At 62.6% G+C, this 19,137-nt stretch carries 13 protein-coding genes; 7 read left to right on the top strand and 6 right to left on the bottom strand.

Annotated features, from left to right (window positions below; translation table 11 throughout):
* Window positions 1-49 precede the first annotated feature (49 nt).
* The 3 genes from galT to panD all read left to right on the top strand — a co-directional run bounded on the left by galT (window position 50) and on the right by panD (window position 2,979).
* Window positions 50-1,201 carry a galactose-1-phosphate uridylyltransferase gene (galT, locus tag CJEIK_RS01555; RefSeq protein ID WP_005296822.1) on the top strand — a complete coding sequence of 384 codons (1,152 nt, stop codon included), beginning with the start codon at window positions 50-52 and terminating at the stop codon, window positions 1,199-1,201.
* Window positions 1,191-2,465 (top strand): galactokinase, encoded by a 1,275-nt coding sequence (galK, locus tag CJEIK_RS01560; RefSeq protein WP_005296820.1) that lies wholly within the window; start codon window positions 1,191-1,193, stop codon window positions 2,463-2,465. Before galT ends, galK begins: the two co-directional genes overlap by 11 nt.
* Window positions 2,466-2,562: 97 nt before the next feature.
* Window positions 2,563-2,979 carry an aspartate 1-decarboxylase gene (panD, locus tag CJEIK_RS01565; RefSeq protein ID WP_034965414.1) on the top strand — a complete coding sequence of 139 codons (417 nt, stop codon included), beginning with the start codon at window positions 2,563-2,565 and terminating at the stop codon, window positions 2,977-2,979.
* On the opposite strand, the gene CJEIK_RS01570 is transcribed toward panD, so the two are convergent.
* Window positions 2,976-4,187, bottom strand: a complete 1,212-nt coding sequence (locus CJEIK_RS01570; protein WP_077536137.1) for a hypothetical protein — start codon at window positions 4,185-4,187, stop codon at window positions 2,976-2,978. The genes panD and CJEIK_RS01570 overlap by 4 nt on opposite strands.
* A gap of 140 nt (window positions 4,188-4,327) precedes the next feature.
* On the opposite strand from CJEIK_RS01570, the gene lysS reads away from it, so the two are divergent.
* The 3 genes from lysS to CJEIK_RS01585 all read left to right on the top strand — a co-directional run bounded on the left by lysS (window position 4,328) and on the right by CJEIK_RS01585 (window position 8,966).
* Entirely contained in the window at window positions 4,328-5,983 is a 1,656-nt protein-coding gene (lysS, locus tag CJEIK_RS01575; RefSeq protein ID WP_370510485.1) for a lysine--tRNA ligase, read from the top strand.
* A 297-nt stretch (window positions 5,984-6,280) separates the two neighbouring features.
* Window positions 6,281-7,699: an acyl-CoA dehydrogenase family protein gene (locus tag CJEIK_RS01580; protein ID WP_005296810.1), complete on the top strand. Its 1,419-nt coding sequence runs from the start codon at window positions 6,281-6,283 to the stop codon at window positions 7,697-7,699.
* A gap of 58 nt (window positions 7,700-7,757) precedes the next feature.
* Window positions 7,758-8,966, top strand: coding sequence for an acyl-CoA dehydrogenase family protein (locus tag CJEIK_RS01585; protein WP_005296808.1), 1,209 nt, complete (start codon window positions 7,758-7,760; stop codon window positions 8,964-8,966).
* Between the two features lie 108 nt (window positions 8,967-9,074).
* Here the strand turns inward: CJEIK_RS01585 and thiD are convergent, their stop codons facing one another.
* Both thiD and CJEIK_RS01595 read right to left on the bottom strand, forming a co-directional pair.
* Complete coding sequence (gene thiD, locus CJEIK_RS01590) at window positions 9,075-9,956, bottom strand: bifunctional hydroxymethylpyrimidine kinase/phosphomethylpyrimidine kinase (RefSeq protein WP_305954518.1); 882 nt, start codon at window positions 9,954-9,956, stop codon at window positions 9,075-9,077.
* A gap of 237 nt (window positions 9,957-10,193) precedes the next feature.
* Window positions 10,194-11,954 carry an AMP-binding protein gene (locus tag CJEIK_RS01595; RefSeq protein ID WP_005296800.1) on the bottom strand — a complete coding sequence of 587 codons (1,761 nt, stop codon included), beginning with the start codon at window positions 11,952-11,954 and terminating at the stop codon, window positions 10,194-10,196.
* A 387-nt stretch (window positions 11,955-12,341) separates the two neighbouring features.
* On the opposite strand from CJEIK_RS01595, the gene CJEIK_RS01600 reads away from it, so the two are divergent.
* On the top strand, window positions 12,342-14,999 hold the full coding sequence (locus tag CJEIK_RS01600; protein WP_005296798.1) for an ATP-dependent Clp protease ATP-binding subunit: 2,658 nt from the start codon (window positions 12,342-12,344) through the stop codon (window positions 14,997-14,999).
* A 28-nt stretch (window positions 15,000-15,027) separates the two neighbouring features.
* Here CJEIK_RS01600 and CJEIK_RS01605 read toward each other — a convergent pair whose 3' ends face one another.
* The 3 genes from CJEIK_RS01605 to CJEIK_RS01615 form a co-directional block, all read right to left on the bottom strand.
* A complete protein-coding gene (locus CJEIK_RS01605; RefSeq protein WP_034965410.1) occupies window positions 15,028-16,419 on the bottom strand; it encodes a lipase family protein in 1,392 nt (463 codons plus the stop codon).
* A gap of 48 nt (window positions 16,420-16,467) precedes the next feature.
* Window positions 16,468-17,934 carry a branched-chain amino acid transport system II carrier protein gene (gene brnQ / locus CJEIK_RS01610; protein ID WP_034965406.1) on the bottom strand — a complete coding sequence of 489 codons (1,467 nt, stop codon included), beginning with the start codon at window positions 17,932-17,934 and terminating at the stop codon, window positions 16,468-16,470.
* Window positions 17,935-18,080: 146 nt separating this feature from the next.
* The gene (locus CJEIK_RS01615) at window positions 18,081-19,106 is read right to left on the bottom strand and encodes an HhH-GPD family protein (RefSeq protein WP_034965404.1); all 1,026 of its coding nucleotides are present in this window, start codon (window positions 19,104-19,106) and stop codon (window positions 18,081-18,083) included.
* Window positions 19,107-19,137: the final 31 nt, after the last annotated feature.

Here is a 19,137-nt window from a genome sequence, read left to right on the forward strand (position 1 = left end):
CGGGCATTTTTAAACTAAGCACCATCCCCACCCAAGGACCTTTTAGGAAGTGATCCACGCTGTGCAGCACGAATTTAAAGTAACCCGAACCACGCTGGCGGACGGCCGCGAGCTGCTGTACTTCGACGACGAACCGGCTTATGTTGTGGGGGAGAAACAGCGCGAGCTGCACGATTCCCGCGACCTGCCGCAGGCCACCACGGAATCCGAGATGCGCCAGGATCCCCTGACGGGCCAGTGGTACGTCTACGCTGCGCACCGCATGAACCGCACGTTCATGCCCCCGGCCAACGAGAACCCACTGGCTCCCACCAAGCCCGGCGAGCTGCCCACCGAGGTGCCCGCCGACGACTACGACGTGGTGGTCTTCGAGAACCGCTTCCCGTCCCTGTCGGTCCACATGGAGGTGTCGGAGGACTTCGCCACCAACGTCGACGGCCAGGAGCTATTTCCCCGCAAGCCCGCCATCGGCCGCTGCGAGGTCGTGTGCTTCACCCCGGACGTGAACTCCTCGTTTAGGGATCTGCCATACGAACGCGCCCGCACGGTCGTTGAGGCCTGGGCGCACCGCACCGCCGAGCTTTCCGCCATTGAGGGCATTCGCTACGTTTTCCCCTTCGAAAACCGCGGTAAGGAGATCGGCGTGACCCTGCAGCACCCGCACGGCCAGATCTACTCTTATCCTTTCGTCCCACCGCGCGCCGCCGAGGTGGCTGCACGCGCTCGGGCGTTTAGGGAGCAAACCGGAAAGGATCTTTTTGACGCCACCTTGTCCGCCGAAAAGGCATCCGGCACCCGCGTACTCTTGGCCGGTGAGCACTTCACGGCCTATGTTCCGGCGGCAGCGAAGTGGCCGGTGGAGGTCATCCTCATGGCTAACCGGGCGGTCCCGGATTTCGCGGCGCTGAGTGACGAGGAGAAGGACGAGCTGACCCGCTTCTACCTAGATCTGCTGGGCCGCATGGATCGCTTCTTCGAGGGCGTGGAGCGCACCCCCTACATCGCCGCCTGGAACCAGGCGCCGGTGGGGGAGGACCGGGAGAACGGTCGCCTGTACTTGCAGCTGTATTCGATGATGCGCTCCCCAGGCCGCATGAAGTTCTTGGCCGGTAGCGAGTCGGGCCAGGAGGCCTGGATCTCCGACACCACCCCGGAGAGGATCGCGGAGCGCTTCCGGGAGGTCGCCGACAATGCCAACTAACGAAACCCCAACTAACCAAACCAACGCAGCACAAAACGCCGCTACTCGACACTGGCTGCAGACCCGCTCCGAGGAGCAGGGCACTGCCGACGCACAGTCCCTGTTCCAGCAGGTCTACGGCTACGAACCGGCGGGCGTGTGGTCCGCGCCGGGGCGCGTGAACCTGATCGGCGAACACGTCGACTACGCCGATGGCATCAGCCTGCCCTTCGCGCTTTCCCAGCGCACCTACGTGGCAGCCGCCAAGAACGACGATGGCGTGTACCGCGTGGCCTCCCGCTTCGGCGACCCCGCGGAGGTTGTCCACTTTGAGATTCCCGTCGCCGAGGTCGGCCCCGGTAACCCCGCCAACTGGGCGGGGTACGCCGTCGGCGCCATCTGGGCCGCTACCGAGGCTGGTCTGATGCCCGCCGGAGGACTGGACCTCGCCATCGAGTCCGACGTTCCCGTCGGCGCGGGGCTCTCCAGTTCCGCTGCACTGGAATGCTCGGCGGCCCTCGCGGCCTTCGACCTATACGGCGGCGCGCACCTCGATGATGCGGCTCGCAACGGGCTCATGGGGGCGTCCATAAGAGCAGAGAACGAGGTAGTCGGCGCCTCGACGGGCGGGCTTGACCAGCGTATTTCGCTGTTCGGCCAGGCTGGCCACGCGCTGGCCATCGACTTCGCCGAAGACAGTGCCACCCAGGTGCCTTTCGACATCGCGGCGCGGGGGCTGGCGATCCTCATCATGAATACGAATGCCCCGCACCAGCTGAACGATGGGCAATACGCTGCGCGGCGCGCCGTGATCGACGGGGTGACCGCCGACCTGGGCGTCAGCAGCCTGCGCTTCGCCGAGGAGGCCGAGGACGCCTCCGTGGGCTGGGCCAAGTCCAACGACATGGATCCGGTGGTGGTGGCCGCCCGCGTGCGCCACGTGGTCAGCGAGATCGACCGCACGGCCGAGGCGATCCGCCAGGTCAGTGCCGGGGACATGGAGGCCTTCGGACGGTCGATGCAGGGCAGCCACGCCTCCCTGCGCGATGACTACGAGGTCACCGTTCCGGAGCTGGATACTGCTGTGGACGTTGCGATGGCCGAGGGCGCGCTGGGTGCCCGCATGACCGGTGGCGGCTTCGGCGGCTCCGCGATTGCGCTGCTGCGCGAGGATCAGGTGGAGGCCACGGCCGCAGCGGTGGCCAGGGCCTTCGCGGAGAAGGGATTCAACGAGCCCGAGTTCGTGGTCGCCCTGCCGAGCGACGGCGCGCACCGGAACGCTTAAGCGGCTAACTTTGAGCAACGCTTGCGCGCTGCCTGGGCGCCGAGCAAAGTAACAGCTAAATAGCTTATTTGGTTAGCCCCGAGTAAGGTGTTCACCCGTGTTGCGAACCATGCTGAAATCAAAGATCCACCGTGCAACGGTCACTCAGGCCGACCTGCACTACGTCGGCTCGTGCACCATCGACGCTGATCTGATGGAAGCTGCCGACATCCTCGAAGGCGAGCAGATCGATATCGTCGATATTGATAACGGCAATCGCCTGACGACCTACGCCATCACCGGCGACCGGGGCACCGGCGTGATCGGCATCAACGGTGCCGCCGCGCGTCTGATCAGCCCCGGCGACCTCGTCATCATCATCGGCTACGCCCAGTACAGCGAGGAAGACCTGAAGAACTACGCCTCGCGCGTGGTCTTCGTGGACGAAAACAACAAGCAGGTGGAGCTCGGCGGAGATCCGGCCCACGTGCCGGACGGCTCGGGGCTAAAGAACCCGCGCCACCCGGAGGCCTAGCTGATCTCGTAGTTCCCGTCGTCGTTGCGCTCTACGTGGATGCGCCATAGCGGGATTCCTTCTTTCTTTAGAGCTTCTTTAGTCGCCGAGAGCGTCTTCAGACCGGTAACTACGAAGTCGGTGTTGCCGAATCGTAGGCCAACCTCCGAGCAGTAACGCTGGCTGCCTTTGCCTTCATCGGACAAGGCTTGCAGAGTGCCTTCCGCCCTCAACACCTCGAACTCACCGTTGGGAGCCTGTACGCCGATCTCGGTCGGCGGAATGATCGGTGCCCTGTCCTCGTAGTCATACTCCACCTCGACACAGAGCTTGCTGTAGTCCCGCGGATTGTCGATGAGGATCTCAGAGTCCTTCAGTTTCATCTCCACCTTGCCGATTCCCACCTCTTCAGTGGTCGACTCGTCCTTGCCCTTGGCCTTGTCGCGGGCTTCGCGGAAGCTATCGTCCACGAGATCCATCTCGACGCGATCACCGATCTCCAGCGGACCGTCAGCTTCGCCGATGTTCGCTTCCTTGCCTTCGAGCTCCTGGTAGCGGTTTGCCAGGTTTGTCAATGAACGCAGCAGGGGTTTGACGGAATCACAGGTGAAGGTGGAGATAACCTCCGCGTATTCCAGTGGAGTGCCCTCCGGGCCGGCAAGCACGCACATATCTTGCATCTCGATGGATTGCCACCCCTTAAGGCCCTCATCGGATAGATCGTTCCATTCGGCATCGTTGGGGGCCATGTTGTCGAGGTTGGAGCCGTGCTTAGTGGCGGATAGTCCGGCATAAATCGACGTATCTTTGAGCTCTTCTGGCTGGTCGCCGCTTACCTGTGGCATTACATAACCAGAACAAGTCTCCTCGTTGACGTAAACATCGGCCGAATCTAGCGGAATCATCTTCGCGCCATCCACGTAGGCGCTGTCGTAAAACTTCTGGTCCAGCTTGCAGTCGCTGAACTTGCCATCGGCGAAGATCTCTCGCAGCTGGTCGTCGCTGATCTCCGTGGAAACCTCCGAGTAGCTGCTCGGAGCTGGTTGACCCTTGTCGCCACCGGAGTCGCCGTTCTGGCCCCCGTAGGAGATCTCTTCACTGGCGCCCTCCGGGCGCTGGAAAGCAGAGCAGCTGGCGGTGAAAGTCAAAGCTCCCGCAGCTAGACAGGCTGTCAGAGCGCGGGCGTAAGCACGAGCATGGCTGCGGGTAGTGGGGCGTGAAGAAGACATGTCGAGTGCTTCCTTTATTTTCTGGTTGTGACTATTTCCGGTTATGGCTGGTGAAACTAATTGACTGGTAGAAGTTACCTAGGAGTAAGGGGAACAAAACGTCTTATGTTCCCTAAAGCTAACACCCTCGGGCGACCTGCATGCCTCAATCGATTACCTGTCCGCCCCATGCGCTAGGCTTTGTAAGCGTGACTGACGCAGCAAATACCCCCGCACAAGACCTGCCCGAACAGCTACGCATCCGCCGTGAAAAGCGGCAGCGCATCCTCGAATCCGGCAAGGACGCTTACCCGGTAGAGGTGCCACGCACCCACTCCCTGGCCGAGGTGCGCGCAAAGTGGGCAGTGAAGAAGACTGACGGTGAAGCTGAAGAGCAGCCGGTTGAGGCAGAGGGCGTCACTTACCTCGCCGCAGGCGACGAAACCCAGGACGTAGTGAGCGTGACCGGGCGCCTGATCTTCATGCGCAACACCGGCAAGCTGTGCTTCGCCACCCTGCAGGATGGCGACGGGACGCAGCTGCAGGCCATGCTTTCTCTGGCGGAGGTCGGCGAGGACGCACTCGCGGCCTGGAAGGCCGACGTGGATCTCGGCGACTTCATCGGTGTGACCGGTCGCGTGATCGCTTCCCGCCGCGGCGAGCTATCCGTCATGGCCAGCGAGTGGGTCATGGCTGCCAAGGCCCTGCGCCCGCTGCCCGTGGCGTTCGCAGAAATGAACGAAGAAACCCGCGTGCGTCAGCGCTACAACGACCTGATCGTGCGCGAGGAGGCCCGCAAGAATGCAATGACGCGCGTGAAGGTCATCCGCGCGCTGCGCGACTACATGGAGGGCGAGGGCTTCGTAGAGATCGAAACCCCAATGCTGCAGACTCTGCACGGTGGCGCGGCGGCTCGACCGTTCGTCACGCACTCCAACGCGCTGGACATCGACCTGTACCTGCGAATCGCGCCGGAGCTGTTCCTGAAGCGCGCCGTGGTGGGCGGCATCGACCGCGTCTTCGAGATCAACCGCAACTTCCGTAACGAGGGCGTGGACAAGTCCCACTCCCCGGAGTTCGCAATGCTGGAGACCTACGCTGCATGGGGCGACTACGACGACTGCGCCCGCACCACTCGCGAATCCATCCAGTACATCGTGGACCAGCTGACCAAGGGCACCGACCTGGAGGGCACCGGCAAGGTGCGCCTCGCCGACGGCACCGAGTTCGACTTCGGCGGGGAGTGGAAGGAAATCGAGATGTACCCCTCGCTGAACGAGGCGCTTGCGCGCAAGTACCCCGGCCAGCCAGAGGTGACGATCGACTCCACCGTTGAGGAACTGCAGAAAATCGCCAAGGTCATCGGCCTGGACGTTCCCGCGAAGGGCGGCTGGGGTCACGGCAAGCTGGTGGAGGAGATCTGGGAGGTCCTGTGCGAGGATCAGCTGGAAGGCCCCATCTTCGTGCGTAACTTCCCCGTGGAGACCTCCCCGCTGACCCGCCAGCACCGCAGCAAGCCGGGTGTGACAGAGAAGTGGGATCTGTACGTTCGCGGCTTCGAGCTGGCCACCGGCTACTCTGAGCTAGTCGACCCGGTTATTCAGCGCGAGCGCTTCGAGGATCAGGCACGCCTGGCGGCCAATGGCGACGATGAAGCCATGCGCCTGGACGAGGACTTCCTGGCTGCCATGGAGCAGGGCATGCCACCGACAGCTGGCACCGGCATGGGCATCGACCGACTGCTGATGGCCCTGACCGGCCTGGGCATCCGCGAGACCGTGCTGTTCCCGATCGTGAAGCCGGAGCGCGAGAACTAGCGGCCAAACACCGACAGTCGACTGGCCACGAGGGCTGGCCGACTGGCCACGAGGGGGAGGGGCGCAGGAGTAGGGGCGCAGGAGTAGACGGCTGCGCGCCTGCGAAAAGCGGGCGCAGGCAGCTCGAAAACTAGGGGAGTAGCTGGCGTGCAGCTCGCCCGTGTGGGTGTAATTCAATCTATATTTTGGCCCAAAGTGTGATGCGCGCCATTATCCTGGTTTATGCTACGTACATAATTATCCGCACATGCAGATATGAGATTTGCGCTGACAACCAGTGAAAGGTGGCCGCACGAAATGAGCGACCGAAGCAAGCGTGCCGATTCAACTCCTGGCCTGAACAACATCAAGCGAGACGCAATCGGTACCGTCATGGGAGTCCTGACGAAGTTCACCGGCTCCGACCTGGCAGAGAAGTACGGTCTGAGCAAGAAGGTGGACCGCGTTGCCTACCAGTCCACCAAGACCGGCATGCGCACCCTCGGTGCCGTGAACCGCCAGTTCAAGAAGATCAAGGGCTCCGGCAAGCCGGTACGCCTGGCCAACCAGACCACCGACGAGAACAACCAGCCCGTCCCGACCGAAGCACCGGCACCGGGCAAGGCACCGTTCGACCTGACCCCGACCGAGGATCAGGAAATGATCGTCGCCGCCGTGCGCGAGTTCGCTGAAGAGCGCCTGCGCCCGACCGGCCACGACCAGAACGAGGCATCCGAGCCGGCAGAAGGCCTGCTGGAAGCTGCCGCCGAGCTGGGCGTTGCCCTGATCAACCTGCCGGAAGAGTACGAGGGCATTGCCTCCGCCTCCGGCGCTACCACCAACGCTCTGATCGCCGAGGCCCTGGCATTCGGCGACATGGGCCAGGCCGTCGCCATCCTGGCACCGGCCGGTGTGGCCAACGTCATCACCAACTACGGTGACGACTCCCAGCAGAAGACCTACCTGCCGGAGTTCGCGGGCGAGTCCGTCCCGGCTTCCGCAGTGGTCGTCTCCGAGTCCCGCCCGCTGTTCGACCCGTTCACCCTGCAGACCACCGCCGTCCGCGAGGGCGACGACATCGTCATCAACGGCGTGAAGACCATGGTTCCGAACGCAGGCAAGGCTGAGCTGTTCGTCATTGCAGTAAACCTCGACGGCGAAAACACCTTCGTTATCGTCGAGTCCGACACCGAGGGCTTGGTCGTCGAGGCTGACCCGTCCATGGGGCTGCGCGCCGCTGCTCTGGGTCGCGTCCTGCTGAAGGACGTCCGCGTCCCGGCCAGCCAGCTGCTGGGTGGCAAGGACCTACCCGCCGACGAGCGCAAGGAAAACTACGCGGAGATCATCCGCCGCTCCCGCCTGGGCTGGGCCGCACTGGCAGCCGGCACCGGCGAGGCAATCCTCGAGTACACCAAGAAGTACGTCAACGAGCGCGAAGCATTCGGCGAGCCGATCTCGCACCGCCAGGCAGTGGCCTTCATGGTCGCCAACCTGCGCATCGAGCTCGATGGCCTGCGCCTGATCCTGCTGCGCGGTGTTTCCCGCCTGGATCAGGGCCTGTCCTTCAACCGCGAAGCTGGCCTTGCCCGCCGCTACGCATCCGACAAGGGCATGGTTATGGGCCTCGACGGCGTGCAGCTGCTCGGTGGCCACGGCTTCACCAAGGAGCACCCGGTCGAGCGCTGGTACCGCGACATGCGCGCCATCGGCATCGCCGAGGGCGTAGTCGTCGTCTAACCCCGCCACAATTCGAATCCATATCGAATAAGCACAAGGAACTTCAAGGAACCACATCATGATTAATCTGGAACTCCCCAAGCGTTTGAAGGCGGGCCAGAACCAAGCGCACCAGGCCGCCGCCGAAATCTTCCGCCCCATCTCCCGCAAGTACGACCTCGCGGAGCACGAGCGCCCCGTCGAGCTGGACACCATGGCCAGCCTGGTCGAAGGCATGGCAGACGCCGGCCAGGCAATGGCTGGCGCCTCCGGTGGCCGCGGCGATGACAAGAAGAAGACTGAGGGCGTCAAGAATGGCGGCAACATGGCCTCCATCCTCAACGTCCTCGAGACCTGCTGGGGCGACGTGGGACTCACCCTGTCCATCCCCTACCAGGGTCTGGGCAACGCAGCCGTAGCAGCCGTCGCCGACGACGAGCAGCTCGAGCGCTTCGGCAAGATCTGGGCCGCCATGGCCATCACCGAGCCGCAGTTCGGCTCCGACTCCGCAGCCGTCGCCGCCACCGCCAAGCTGGATGGCGACGAGTACGTGCTGAACGGTGAGAAGATCTTCGTCACCGCCGGCGAGCGCTGCACCCACGTTGTCGTCTGGGCATCCGTCGACAAGTCCGCTGGCCGTGCAGCCATCAAGTCCTTCGTCGTCCCGCGCGACACCCCGGGCTTCGAGCTGGTCCGCCTGGAGCACAAGCTGGGTATCCGCTCCTCCGACACCGCGCACTTCATCCTGGACAACGTCCGCATCCCGAAGGAGAACCTGCTGGGTTCCCCGGAGGTGGACACCAAGAAGGGCTTCGGTGGCGTGATGGCCACCTTCGACAACACTCGCCCGATGGTTGCCGCCATGGCCGTTGGTGTCGCCCGCGCTTCCCTGGAGAAGCTGCGCGAGATCCTCACCGACGCAGGTGTAGAGATCGATTATGACGCCCCCGCGTGGAACCAGCCCGCAGCTGCCAGCGAGTACATTCGCCTGGAGAGCGACTGGGAAGCTGCATACCTGATGACCCTGCGCGCAGGTTGGATGGCCGACAACAAGCAGCCGAACAGCAAGGAAGCCTCCGAGTGCAAGGCGAAGGCCGGCCGCATGGCTACTGACCTGACCCTGCGTGCGGTTGAGATCGCCGGCGCTTATGGCTACTCCGAGCGTGACCTGCTGGAGAAGTGGGCTCGTGACTCCAAGATCCTGGACATCTTCGAGGGCACCCAGCAGATTCAGCAGCTGGTTGTTGCCCGCCGCGAGCTGGGTCTTTCCTCCAAGGAGCTCAAGTAGTAGCTGGCTGCGCGAGAGCGCGGGCAGCGGCTACTTTGCTAGCCGCCGCTCGTGCCTGCGCCTAGCTGCCTAGCGTCGAGCAGCGCGCTTGCACCCGCGCTTAGCTGCCTAGAACAGGCGCACCGAGTGATCAACGGGGCCATGGCCTTTACCGACTAGCAAACGGTCGGCATTGGCGATGGCCTCGTTGAGCCATTTAGTAGACCAATCCAGCGCATCCTCCAGCGAATCACCCGCGCCCAGCCGAGTGGCCAGCGCAGAAGACAAAGAACACCCCGTGCCGTGGGTGTTTTTTGTTTCCACGCGCGGGGAGCTGACCTTATGCGTCTTCCCGGCAGGGGATACTGCAATGTTGCCGGCTTCCAGCCCGGCCAGGTGCCCCAGTTTCACGATCACGGTGGTGTCGGTTTCCTGCGCCCACTTCGCGGCAATGTCCACTGCCTGCTGCTCGCTGGTGGCCAGTTCGGTCTTGGTCAGGAGTGCTAGTTCGGGGAGATTCGGCGTCACAACCGAAGAAGAAGCAGCGAAGTCCCGCAGTGCGTCCTCTGCGTTCGCAGTGAGCAGCCGGTCTCCCGAGGAAGCCACCGCCACCGGGTCCAGCACCGTCGTGACCTGGTGATTCTGCAGGTATTCGCGGACGGTCTGGATGGTCTCCGTGTCGCCGAGCATGCCGATCTTTACGGCATCGACGGTGACGTCGTCGAACACGGAGTCCAGCTGTGCTCGGAGGAAGTCCAGCGGGGGAGTGTGGATCTCGCGCACACCCTGCGTGTTCTGCGCGACCAGCGCGGTAATGACGGACATGCCGTAGCCGCCCGCTGCCATGATGGACTTCAGATCTGCCTGTGCGCCCGCCCCGCCTGTCGGGTCGGTGCCGGCGATGGACAGCACGCGCGGGCGGAGGGGGCTGGGGCTGCCGGGGTTTGTGTTGCTGGGGCTGGCTGGGGCGGCCGAGTTGTTGGAGCTGTTGTCGGGACTGTTGTTGGTCATGCCCCTCATTATGGCGCATCTGCTTGTGCCCGCCGCCCTGGTTGGCTTTGCACGGTGCTAAATGTCGGAAAAGTTGCAAAACTGCAAACTTGCTACTTTCAGCCCTTGTTGCGCACCCTTCTGACCGGGGCTTTTCCATTAGCGAAAATTGTGCCCAATAACGTTTTGCAACTTTTCCGACATTTAGTTCAGCTGGGATGCCCTCTACGGGATGGGCGACTACGAGCGGACTACTGGCTAAGGCTGCGGCAGTTCGCGCGGAACCACCTTGCCCACGGCGTTGCGGGGGAGCTTGTCGAGGTAGACGAAGTGGCGCGGCACGCTGTGGCGGGCTAGGTGAGCCTTGACCTCCGTCTTTGCCTTCTGCTCAAACTCCGCCTTCTCCTCGTCAGTCAGTTCGGCAGCGCTCTTGCCCTCCGGCACGACCCATACGCACAGTGCCTGCCCAAACTCCGGATCCTCTACGCCACGCACGGCGGACTCGGCGACGCAGTCCATGGAGTTGATCACGTCCTCGGTCTCCTGCGGGAAGACGTTCTCACCGCCGGAGACGATCATGTCGTCGCTACGGCCAGAGATGAACAGCAGGCCTTCGTCGTTGTAGTAGCCCAGGTCTCCAGTGGCGACCATGCCGTCGATGATCTCCTTGTCGGAGCCGGGGCGCGTGTAGCCCTCGAACAGCATGTCGTTCTTAACGAAGATGCGTCCGATTTCGCCGTTCGGCAGCTCCTTGCCATTGTCGTCCAGGACCTTCAGCGTCGTTGCCATCGGCGGCTTACCGGCAGTGTTGATGTGCTTGCGCAGATCCTGCGGGGTGGCGATGGAAGCCCAGCTGACCTCCGTAGAACCGTAGAGGTTGTACAGCACATCGCCGAACTTCTCCTGCGTCTCGCGCACTACCTTCGGCGGCAGTGCTTCGCCGGAGGTGGCGATGATCTTCGTGCCCGAGTTGAAGTTCTCTGGCACAACCTCCAGCATGCGGCGGAGCATCGTTGGCACCATTGCGATGGTGTATGGACGGTTCTTCTCAATTAGCTTCACCGCGGCTTCGGGGGAGAAGCGGCGCTGCATGATCATTGTGTTGCGCAGCGCTAGCGCAAGCTGGATCTGCGCGAAGCCCCAGGTGTGGAACATTGGTGCGGAGAGGAACGAAGGCCGGTGGTGGCGCATCGGGATGCGGCTCATGATGGAAGACGCCGGCATGTACGTCTTCGGCTCCGGTCGGCGCGCACCCTTTGGGGTTCCTGTGGTTCCGGAGGTCAGGATGATCGTACGCCCTTGACGCGGACGGGCGGGGATGGAGAGATTCTCCGGGGTGGTGCTCAGCACTTCGTGCAGGGAGGGCCAATCTTCGCTGCGGGTAGCGTAGTCGCCGCTATCGATGGCATCTCGGACATTGGAAGCCCGCTTCAGCGCTTCTTCGGCCTCGCGGGTGAGACCCAGTGTGTCGCCGTTTTCCCAAGCGACAACGACGGGGCAGGCGTCGAAATCCTTCGGCAGCAACGGCAGGAACTCCTCGTCAATGAACAGGATGTCGATCTTTTGTTCATGCAGTACGGCCTGGGTCTGCTTTGCTGACGCCCCAGTGTTGAATAGCACAATGTCCGTGCCCAGCCGGCCGTGTGCGCACAGGGCGAGGATGAATCCGCGGTGGTTACGGCACAGTACGCCGATGCGGTCACGTTCGCGGACGCCAGTGCGGAATAGAGCTTGTGCTAGGGCGGTGGACTGTTCGTGGAGTTCTTGGTAAGTCATCGAGCCGGCGTCGTCGATGATGGCCGTGTGGTAGGGGTCCCGCGCGGCACCGATGGCTAGCAGGCCGGCGGGCAGGAAGCTCCACTGGATGATTCCTTTGAGGGATTTACCGGCAGCAACGGGACCCATGGAGCCGAGAACACCCGATTTAAACAAAGGCAGTGTGCCTTTAAGAAGTGTGCCGGCGGTCCCGATCTGCTCGGTGAGGGAGGGCTTGGGCAACTGGGCTGCTGCGGCGTTCATTTCTGGGTGACTCTCCTTGGGCTGGTCTCTCGGAGCTGGTTTCTCTGGTCTGGTTGCTCTGAGTTTTAGTGGCCTACATCACCTTAATGTTTCCGAATGAAAAAGTTCTCGGTTTGAAAAAAATAACTATGAAGGGGCAGGTTGTGGGGGAGTCGGGAAATAGGGGCTTTAAGGGAGCGTTCGCTGACGGCGTACAGCGGGTAGAAGTGAGTTAGTAATGCGTGTTGACCTGCTGATATGTGGGTTATTGGGGCTGAGGTGGCGTCGGAATAAGGCAGCAACAACACGGTGTTGTGTGAAAGGCGATATGAGTTGTCCACACTCACGGCTAAGGTGGGCAACATTGGCGAATACGCAAGCTACATCTTTTGAAAAAGGGAGCACACCATGTTCGAGAGGTTCACGGATCGCGCGCGCCGCGTCGTTGTGTTGGCGCAGGAGGAAGCACGCGCGCTGAATCACAACTACATCGGCACTGAGCACATCCTGCTCGGCCTGATCCAAGAGGGCGAAGGTGTCGCAGCAAAGGCCCTGGAATCCATGGGCATCTCCTTGGATGCCGTGCGCACTGAGGTTAAGGACATCATCGGTACCGGTGGGCACCCACCGAGTGGCTACATCCCGTTCACCCCGCGCGCCAAGAAGGTGCTGGAGCTGGCGTTGCGCGAAGCGCTGCAGCTGGGCCACAAGTACATCGGCACCGAGCACATCCTGCTGGGCCTCATCCGCGAGGGTGAAGGCGTGGCAGCGCAGGTGCTGGTTAAGCTCGGCGCGGATCTGTCCCGCGTTCGCCAGCAGGTAATCCAGCTGCTCAGTGGTTACGAGGGTAACGAGGAAGAAAGTGCTGGTGGCGAGCCCGCTACTGCCGGCGTGGGTAGCAGTCCAGAAGGCGCACCGAGCCGCCCTGGCCAGAAGTCCAACTCTCTGGTTCTGGACCAGTTCGGCCGCAACCTCACCCAGGCAGCCAAGGATGGCAAGCTAGACCCAGTCGTGGGGCGCGAGAACGAGATCGAGCGCGTCATGCAGGTGCTGTCCCGCCGTACCAAGAACAACCCGGTTCTGATCGGCGAGCCCGGTGTGGGTAAAACCGCCGTGGTCGAGGGACTGGCTCTGGACATCGTCAACGGCAAGGTGCCGGAGACGCTGAAGGACAAGCAGCTGTACTCCCTGGACCTGGGCTCCCTGGTGGCAGGATCCCGCTACCGCGGTGATTTCGAGGAACGTCTGAAGAAGGTGCTGAAGGAGATCAACCAGCGCGGTGACATCATCCTGTTCATCGACGAGATCCACACTTTGGTCGGCGCAGGTGCCGCCGAGGGGGCGATCGACGCTGCTAGCATTCTGAAGCCGAAGCTGGCCCGCGGCGAGCTGCAGACCATCGGTGCAACCACCCTGGACGAGTACCGCAAGCACATCGAGAAGGATGCCGCGCTGGAGCGCCGCTTCCAGCCTGTACAGGTTCCGGAGCCCTCCGTGGAGCTGACCGTGGAGATCCTGAAGGGCCTGCGCGACCGCTACGAGGCACACCACCGCGTATCCATCACCGACGGTGCGCTGAAAGCCGCAGCCCAGCTAGCGGACCGCTACATCAACGACCGCTTCCTGCCGGATAAGGCCGTGGACCTGATCGACGAGGCTGGCGCCCGCATGCGCATCAAGCGTATGACCGCCCCGAAGGCTATCCAGGACATCGACGACAAGATCGCTGAGGTGCGCCGTAAGAAGGAGGCCGCCATCGATGAACAGGACTTCGAGAAGGCAGCATCTCTGCGTGACGACGAGCGCAAGCTAGGTGAAGAGCGCGCGGAGAAGGAAAAGGCCTGGCGCGCCGGCGAGCTGGACGAGGTCGCCGAGGTGGGCGAGGAGCAGATCGCCGAGGTTATGGGCAACTGGACCGGCATCCCCGTGTTCAAGCTCACTGAGGAAGAGTCCACCCGCCTGCTGCACATGGAAGACGAGCTGCACAAGCGCATCATCGGCCAGGACGATGCCGTCAAGGCTGTCTCCCGCGCCATCCGCCGTACCCGTGCTGGGCTGAAGGACCCGAAGCGCCCGTCCGGTTCGTTCATCTTCGCCGGTCCGTCCGGTGTGGGTAAGACCGAGCTGTCGAAGGCGCTGGCCGAGTTCCTATTCGGCGATGATGACGCACTGATCCAGATCGACATGGGCGAGTTCCATGACAAGTTCACGGCATCCCGCCTGTTCGGTGCGCCTCCGGGATACGTCGGTTACGACGAGGGCGGCCAGCTGACCGAGAAGGTTCGCCGCAAGCCGTTCTCTGTGGTTCTGTTCGACGAGATCGAAAAGGCCCACACGGAGATCTACAACACGCTGCTGCAGGTGCTGGAAGATGGTCGTCTCACCGATGGTCAGGGTCGCATGGTGGACTTCAAGAACACCGTGTTGATCTTCACCTCTAACCTGGGCACCAGGGATATCTCCAAGGCTGTGGGCATGGGCTTTAGCTCCTCCGGTGAGGCCGACGAGGAGACCCAGTACGAGCGGATGAAGCAGAAGGTCGACGATGAGCTGAAGAAGCACTTCCGCCCAGAGTTCCTGAACCGTATCGATGACATTGTGGTCTTCCACCAGCTGACCCGCGAGCAGATCGTGCAGATGGTGGACTTGCTGCTGGGCCGCGTGCGTACCGCGCTGCAGGCGAAGGACATGGATCTGGAGCTCACCGAGCAGGCGAAGTCCCTGCTGGCCAAGCGTGGTTTCGACCCGGTGCTGGGCGCCCGCCCGCTACGCCGCACGATCCAGCGCGAGATCGAGGATCAGCTGTCCGAGAAGATCCTGTTCGGCGAGATCGGCGCCGGCGAGATCGTCACCGTCGACGTCGAGAACTGGGATGGCGAGTCCAAGGGCGACGATGCGAAGTTCGTCTTCGGCACCAAGCCCAAGCCTCTGCCGGAGGTTGGTGCGGATGACTTCGCCGCCGACGAGGCCCAGGAGGCGGTGTCTGTCGCCGCCGAGGGCAACGTGCCGGAGGATAAGGACTTCGACGCCGCAGACTCCAGCGATGACTGGAACCAGAAAGGCTAATTAAGCCTTTTTGGCTGGGCCTTGTTGTTTAGGCCTTGTTGAACTGCACTGGGCGATCGTGGATCACATTGTCCACCCAGTCCAGTGCAGGCAGCAGGTGCGTCATCATCGGCACCATGTGATCGCCCAGTGGGAACGTGCGCGGGATATTGTGCTCTGCGTAGTTCACCTTGGTGCCGCCCTCCGCCCACTGACGGGCCATGCGGCGGCTCTGCTCTACTGGGATCGTGTCATCGTTCGTGCCGTGGCCGACGTACACAGGGACCTGGGGTGGGCGGCTGCCGATGCGTTGGGCGTCAACAAGCTTCTTGAACGGCTCCTGCTCAAGCAGCTCCGTGAGTGACTCCCCGTTCTTCGTCAGAGTGCGCGAATCTGTGTAGGCGTGCCGTGCGAGCGATTCGGGGATGCACTCGCTGGCGGTTTGGCGGACAAACTCCTTGCCTTTGTCGTTCATCTTCGCCTCCACTGCGCCACGGATCTCCGGGTTGGAGACGAGGAAACCATTCAGGGTGTAGCCCAGGGCGGCTGCCAGCGGGCCGTTGTCGATGGCGGTGGAAGTCATAGCCAAATCTGCCGGCACTCCGCCTGCATAGCCCGCCTTCAGGTTGATTTCAGGGGCGTAGGTGTGAGCCAGCTCCAGAGCTGCAGCGGAGGAACCGCCGCCCTGCGAATAACCCCACACCGCAACCGGCGCGGCCTTCGGAACCCGGGGCATGTTTTTCGCCGCGCGGGCCATATCCAGGGTGGCGTTACCCTGATCCACACGGTTCATGTACGTGTGCTGCGCCGGGGTGCCCAGGCCGTTTAGGTCGGTCAGCGCGACAGCCCAGCCGCGCGACAGGGCAGCGGCGACGGGCGCTGCCTCGTACTCCAAGCCCATGGGCAGTAACTTGCCCGGGGCGCACGCATCGCCGCTGCCCTGGGTGCCCGGAGCTACGACCAGCAGCGGACGCTCTCCGCCGCCGGTGTAGGGAGCACGGGGCACCAGTACAGTGCCGGTGACGGGCACGGTCTCGCCGCGAGAATTGGTGGAAACGTAGGCTACGCGCTGAGCCTCGCTGTTCGTCCAATCGACGAAGGGGATCCCAAGGGCAAAGTTGCTGGGGGCAGTCTTGATGATTTCGCCGGGCTTGCCCTTCACCTGCAAAGGCAGGGAGGAGTAAAAGCCATCCGGGTCGTAGTTGGGCAGGGACCCCACTACGGACTTACCGCTGCCAGTGGCGGCAGCCTTAGAAGCGGATCCCTCGACAGAACCATAGAAGCCGCCGGGTGCAGCGGCGGCTGAAGTAATTCCGGAAGTGGCAATGGCTGCGGGCAGCAGCACTGCGCAGGTGGCGGTTAGGGTGCGGGAGCGGAGGGCACCGAGGGGTCGAAAACGATTAGAGGGGGAGTGATTAGAACTTCTACGAGAAAACGTCATAGGGGAATACTAAGCGTTTTCTCCGCTGGAAGTATTAGGTATTGCTACTTAGCTCTGCGAAACGGGGGCATTGGTAGCGCTATCGGTGCCTGCTTCGGCGCTGTCTTTTGTGCCTTCGGCGTCCACATTTGCTGTGAACGGATCCAACGCCTCCAGGTCGACTTCCTTGTCCTCGTCATTCGGTACCTTGCGGGTCAGGTCGATGACCAGGCCAATGGCGGTGAGGATGATGGTGGGTAGCAGCCAGCCCATGCCTGCATCCATCAGCGGAATCCAGCTCAGGGCATTCTGCAGCGAGTCGACCGGCACGTTAAGGGCGGCCAGGAAGTCGATGAAGGAGAACAGGAAGGCCACGGCCACGCCGATGCGGTAGGAGAACACCAGCTTGTGCTGGCGGCACAGAAGGTGCACGTAGGAAAGTGTGATGAGCACGATCGCCGGCGGGTAGATCAGGCCGATAACCGGGCCAGAGACGCTCAGAATCTTCTCCAAGCCCAGGTTGGCGATAGCAAGGCCCACGAGCGTCAGAATAGTGGCCCACCAGCGGTAGCTGATGTCCGGAACCAACTCGTGGAAGAACGTGGATGACGCTGCGGTCAGGCCAACGACGGTGGTGATGCAGGCCAACAGCACGATCAGCGAGAACACGATCTCGCCTGCGTTGCCCATAGTCAGGTACGCAGCGGAGCTCAGGATTGCCGCGCCGTCGCTGTAGCTTTCCTTGTCCGGCATGCGGGCGCCCACCAGGCCGAGCCCGAGGTAGACCAGCATCAGGAAGAAACCTGCGGTGAAGGCGGCAACTCCGGAGAGTTTGACGATGCGCTTGTGGTCGGTCTCGCCCTTCTGGCTGAAAGCGCTCACGACGATCAACGCGAAGGCCAGCGCGCCAATGGAGTCCATCGTGAAGTAGCCCTGGGAAATGCCGCTAACCAGCGGGTTGGAGGTGTACTCCTCAGTGGCGGGAATGCTGGGGGAGTTCAACTTTTGAAGGCCGACGATAGCCAGCACGCCCAGCAGGATCAGCAGTACTGGGGTGAGGGCCTTGCCTAGGGTATCTACGACCTTGCCGGGCCAGAGTGTCAGTAGGTAGCACACCAGGAAGAAGGCGAACGTGCCCGCCAGGCGCCACCAGCCGCCGGAGAGGTCAAAGGTGGATTCGATGCCCAGCTCGTAGCCGATCGCTGCGGCGCGAGGCACGGCGTAGAGCGCGCCGATGGAAAGGTAGGCAACGATAGCAAAGACCAGGCCGAACAGTGCTCCCGCGCGGGAGGCGAGGTCGCGTACACCATTACCGGAAATTGCGATGGCGATGACCGTCAACACCGGCATGAGCACTCCGGTTAGGAGGAAGCCGATCATGGCGGGGGAGAAATTATCACCGGATTCCACGCCGAGCATGGGCGGGAAAATGAGGTTGCCGGCGCCGAAGAACATAGAGAAAAGCATGAGGCCAACAGCCGCCACGGTGGTGGTTGTGTTTGGCTGCTTAGCGGTCGAGGAGGGTGAGGTCGACATAAATCATTCCTAATGTGATCTGGGTAACGTTTATCACTCTAATGCACACATCCCCGTAAAGCCTAAGCCGAACAAAACTACTTGCGTTGTGCCCCTAATTCGGGCGGAGATTTTGCGGGGTTTTCGCGGTGGTTTTTCGAAGTTTTTTAGTGCGGTAGCTGGTACTTCGCACCGTCGCGGGCCACTAGCCCGTCGTCTAGCAGCGATTGCAGGGCTCGCTCAAGCTGCTCGGTTGCCGGCCAAAGCAGGTCTATCTCTTTCTTTGTGACGCCACCTTCTCCCGCTTCCCGCAGTAGCCCCATAATCTTTCCGCGGACCTGGCGGTCGGTTCCCACGAACTTCTGTACGCGCTGGGCTGCGGCCTGTGCCTCCGCCTCCGTCGGTTGCGGCTTGCCCGCCTGCACCCACGCGCAGTCGTCGATTACGGGGCACTGGTCGCACGCTGGGCTTTTCGCGGTGCAGATCAAAGCGCCGAGTTCCATGAGTGCGGCGCACATCAGGTTCGCGGCGTCTCTATCTGCGTCTCTTGCGGTAGCGGTGCTCCCACCTGCGCAACTATCCGTGCCAGTGCCCGTGTCAGTGGGCTGGGGTTGAGGCGGTGGAAGCAGTTGGCGTCCATCCAAACGAGGGTCCGGATCGACGTGAGGCAGCAACGAGGCCACATCCGCCAGATCGCGCGCACGAGCGGGCCCCTGCAAGTAGCGACCGTCGACGAGACGGCGGTAGACGCGGCGCACATTCGTATCCACAACCGGCACGGCCTGACCAAAGGCGAAGGCCGCGACGGCGCGGGCCGTGTAGTGGCCAATCCCCGGTAGCGCCTCGAGCTCGGCAATGTCGTGGGGTACCGCACCGTCGTGACGCTCCACGCAGGCGATCGCGCATTCCTTTAGCCGCAGCGCGCGCCGGGGATATCCCAGGTTGGCCCACATTCTTAAGATCTCGGAACGAGGTGCCGCGGCCAGGTCAGCCGGGGTAGGCCAGCGTTCCAGCCACGCTCGCCACAGGGGGATCACGCGGGCGACGGGCGTTTGCTGGCTCATGACTTCGCTTAGCAGAATCGCCCACGGGGTGGTATCTGGGTGGCGCCACGGCAGGTCGCGGGCGTTGCGTGCGTACCAGGCATTCAGCTTGGCGGGTAGGTCTGGAGAATCGACGGAAGGGGAGTTCATTGCACGAATCACTGTAGCGCGGTGCACAATG

It is taken from the genome of Corynebacterium jeikeium (assembly GCF_028609885.1).
Lineage (GTDB): Bacteria > Actinomycetota > Actinomycetes > Mycobacteriales > Mycobacteriaceae > Corynebacterium > Corynebacterium jeikeium.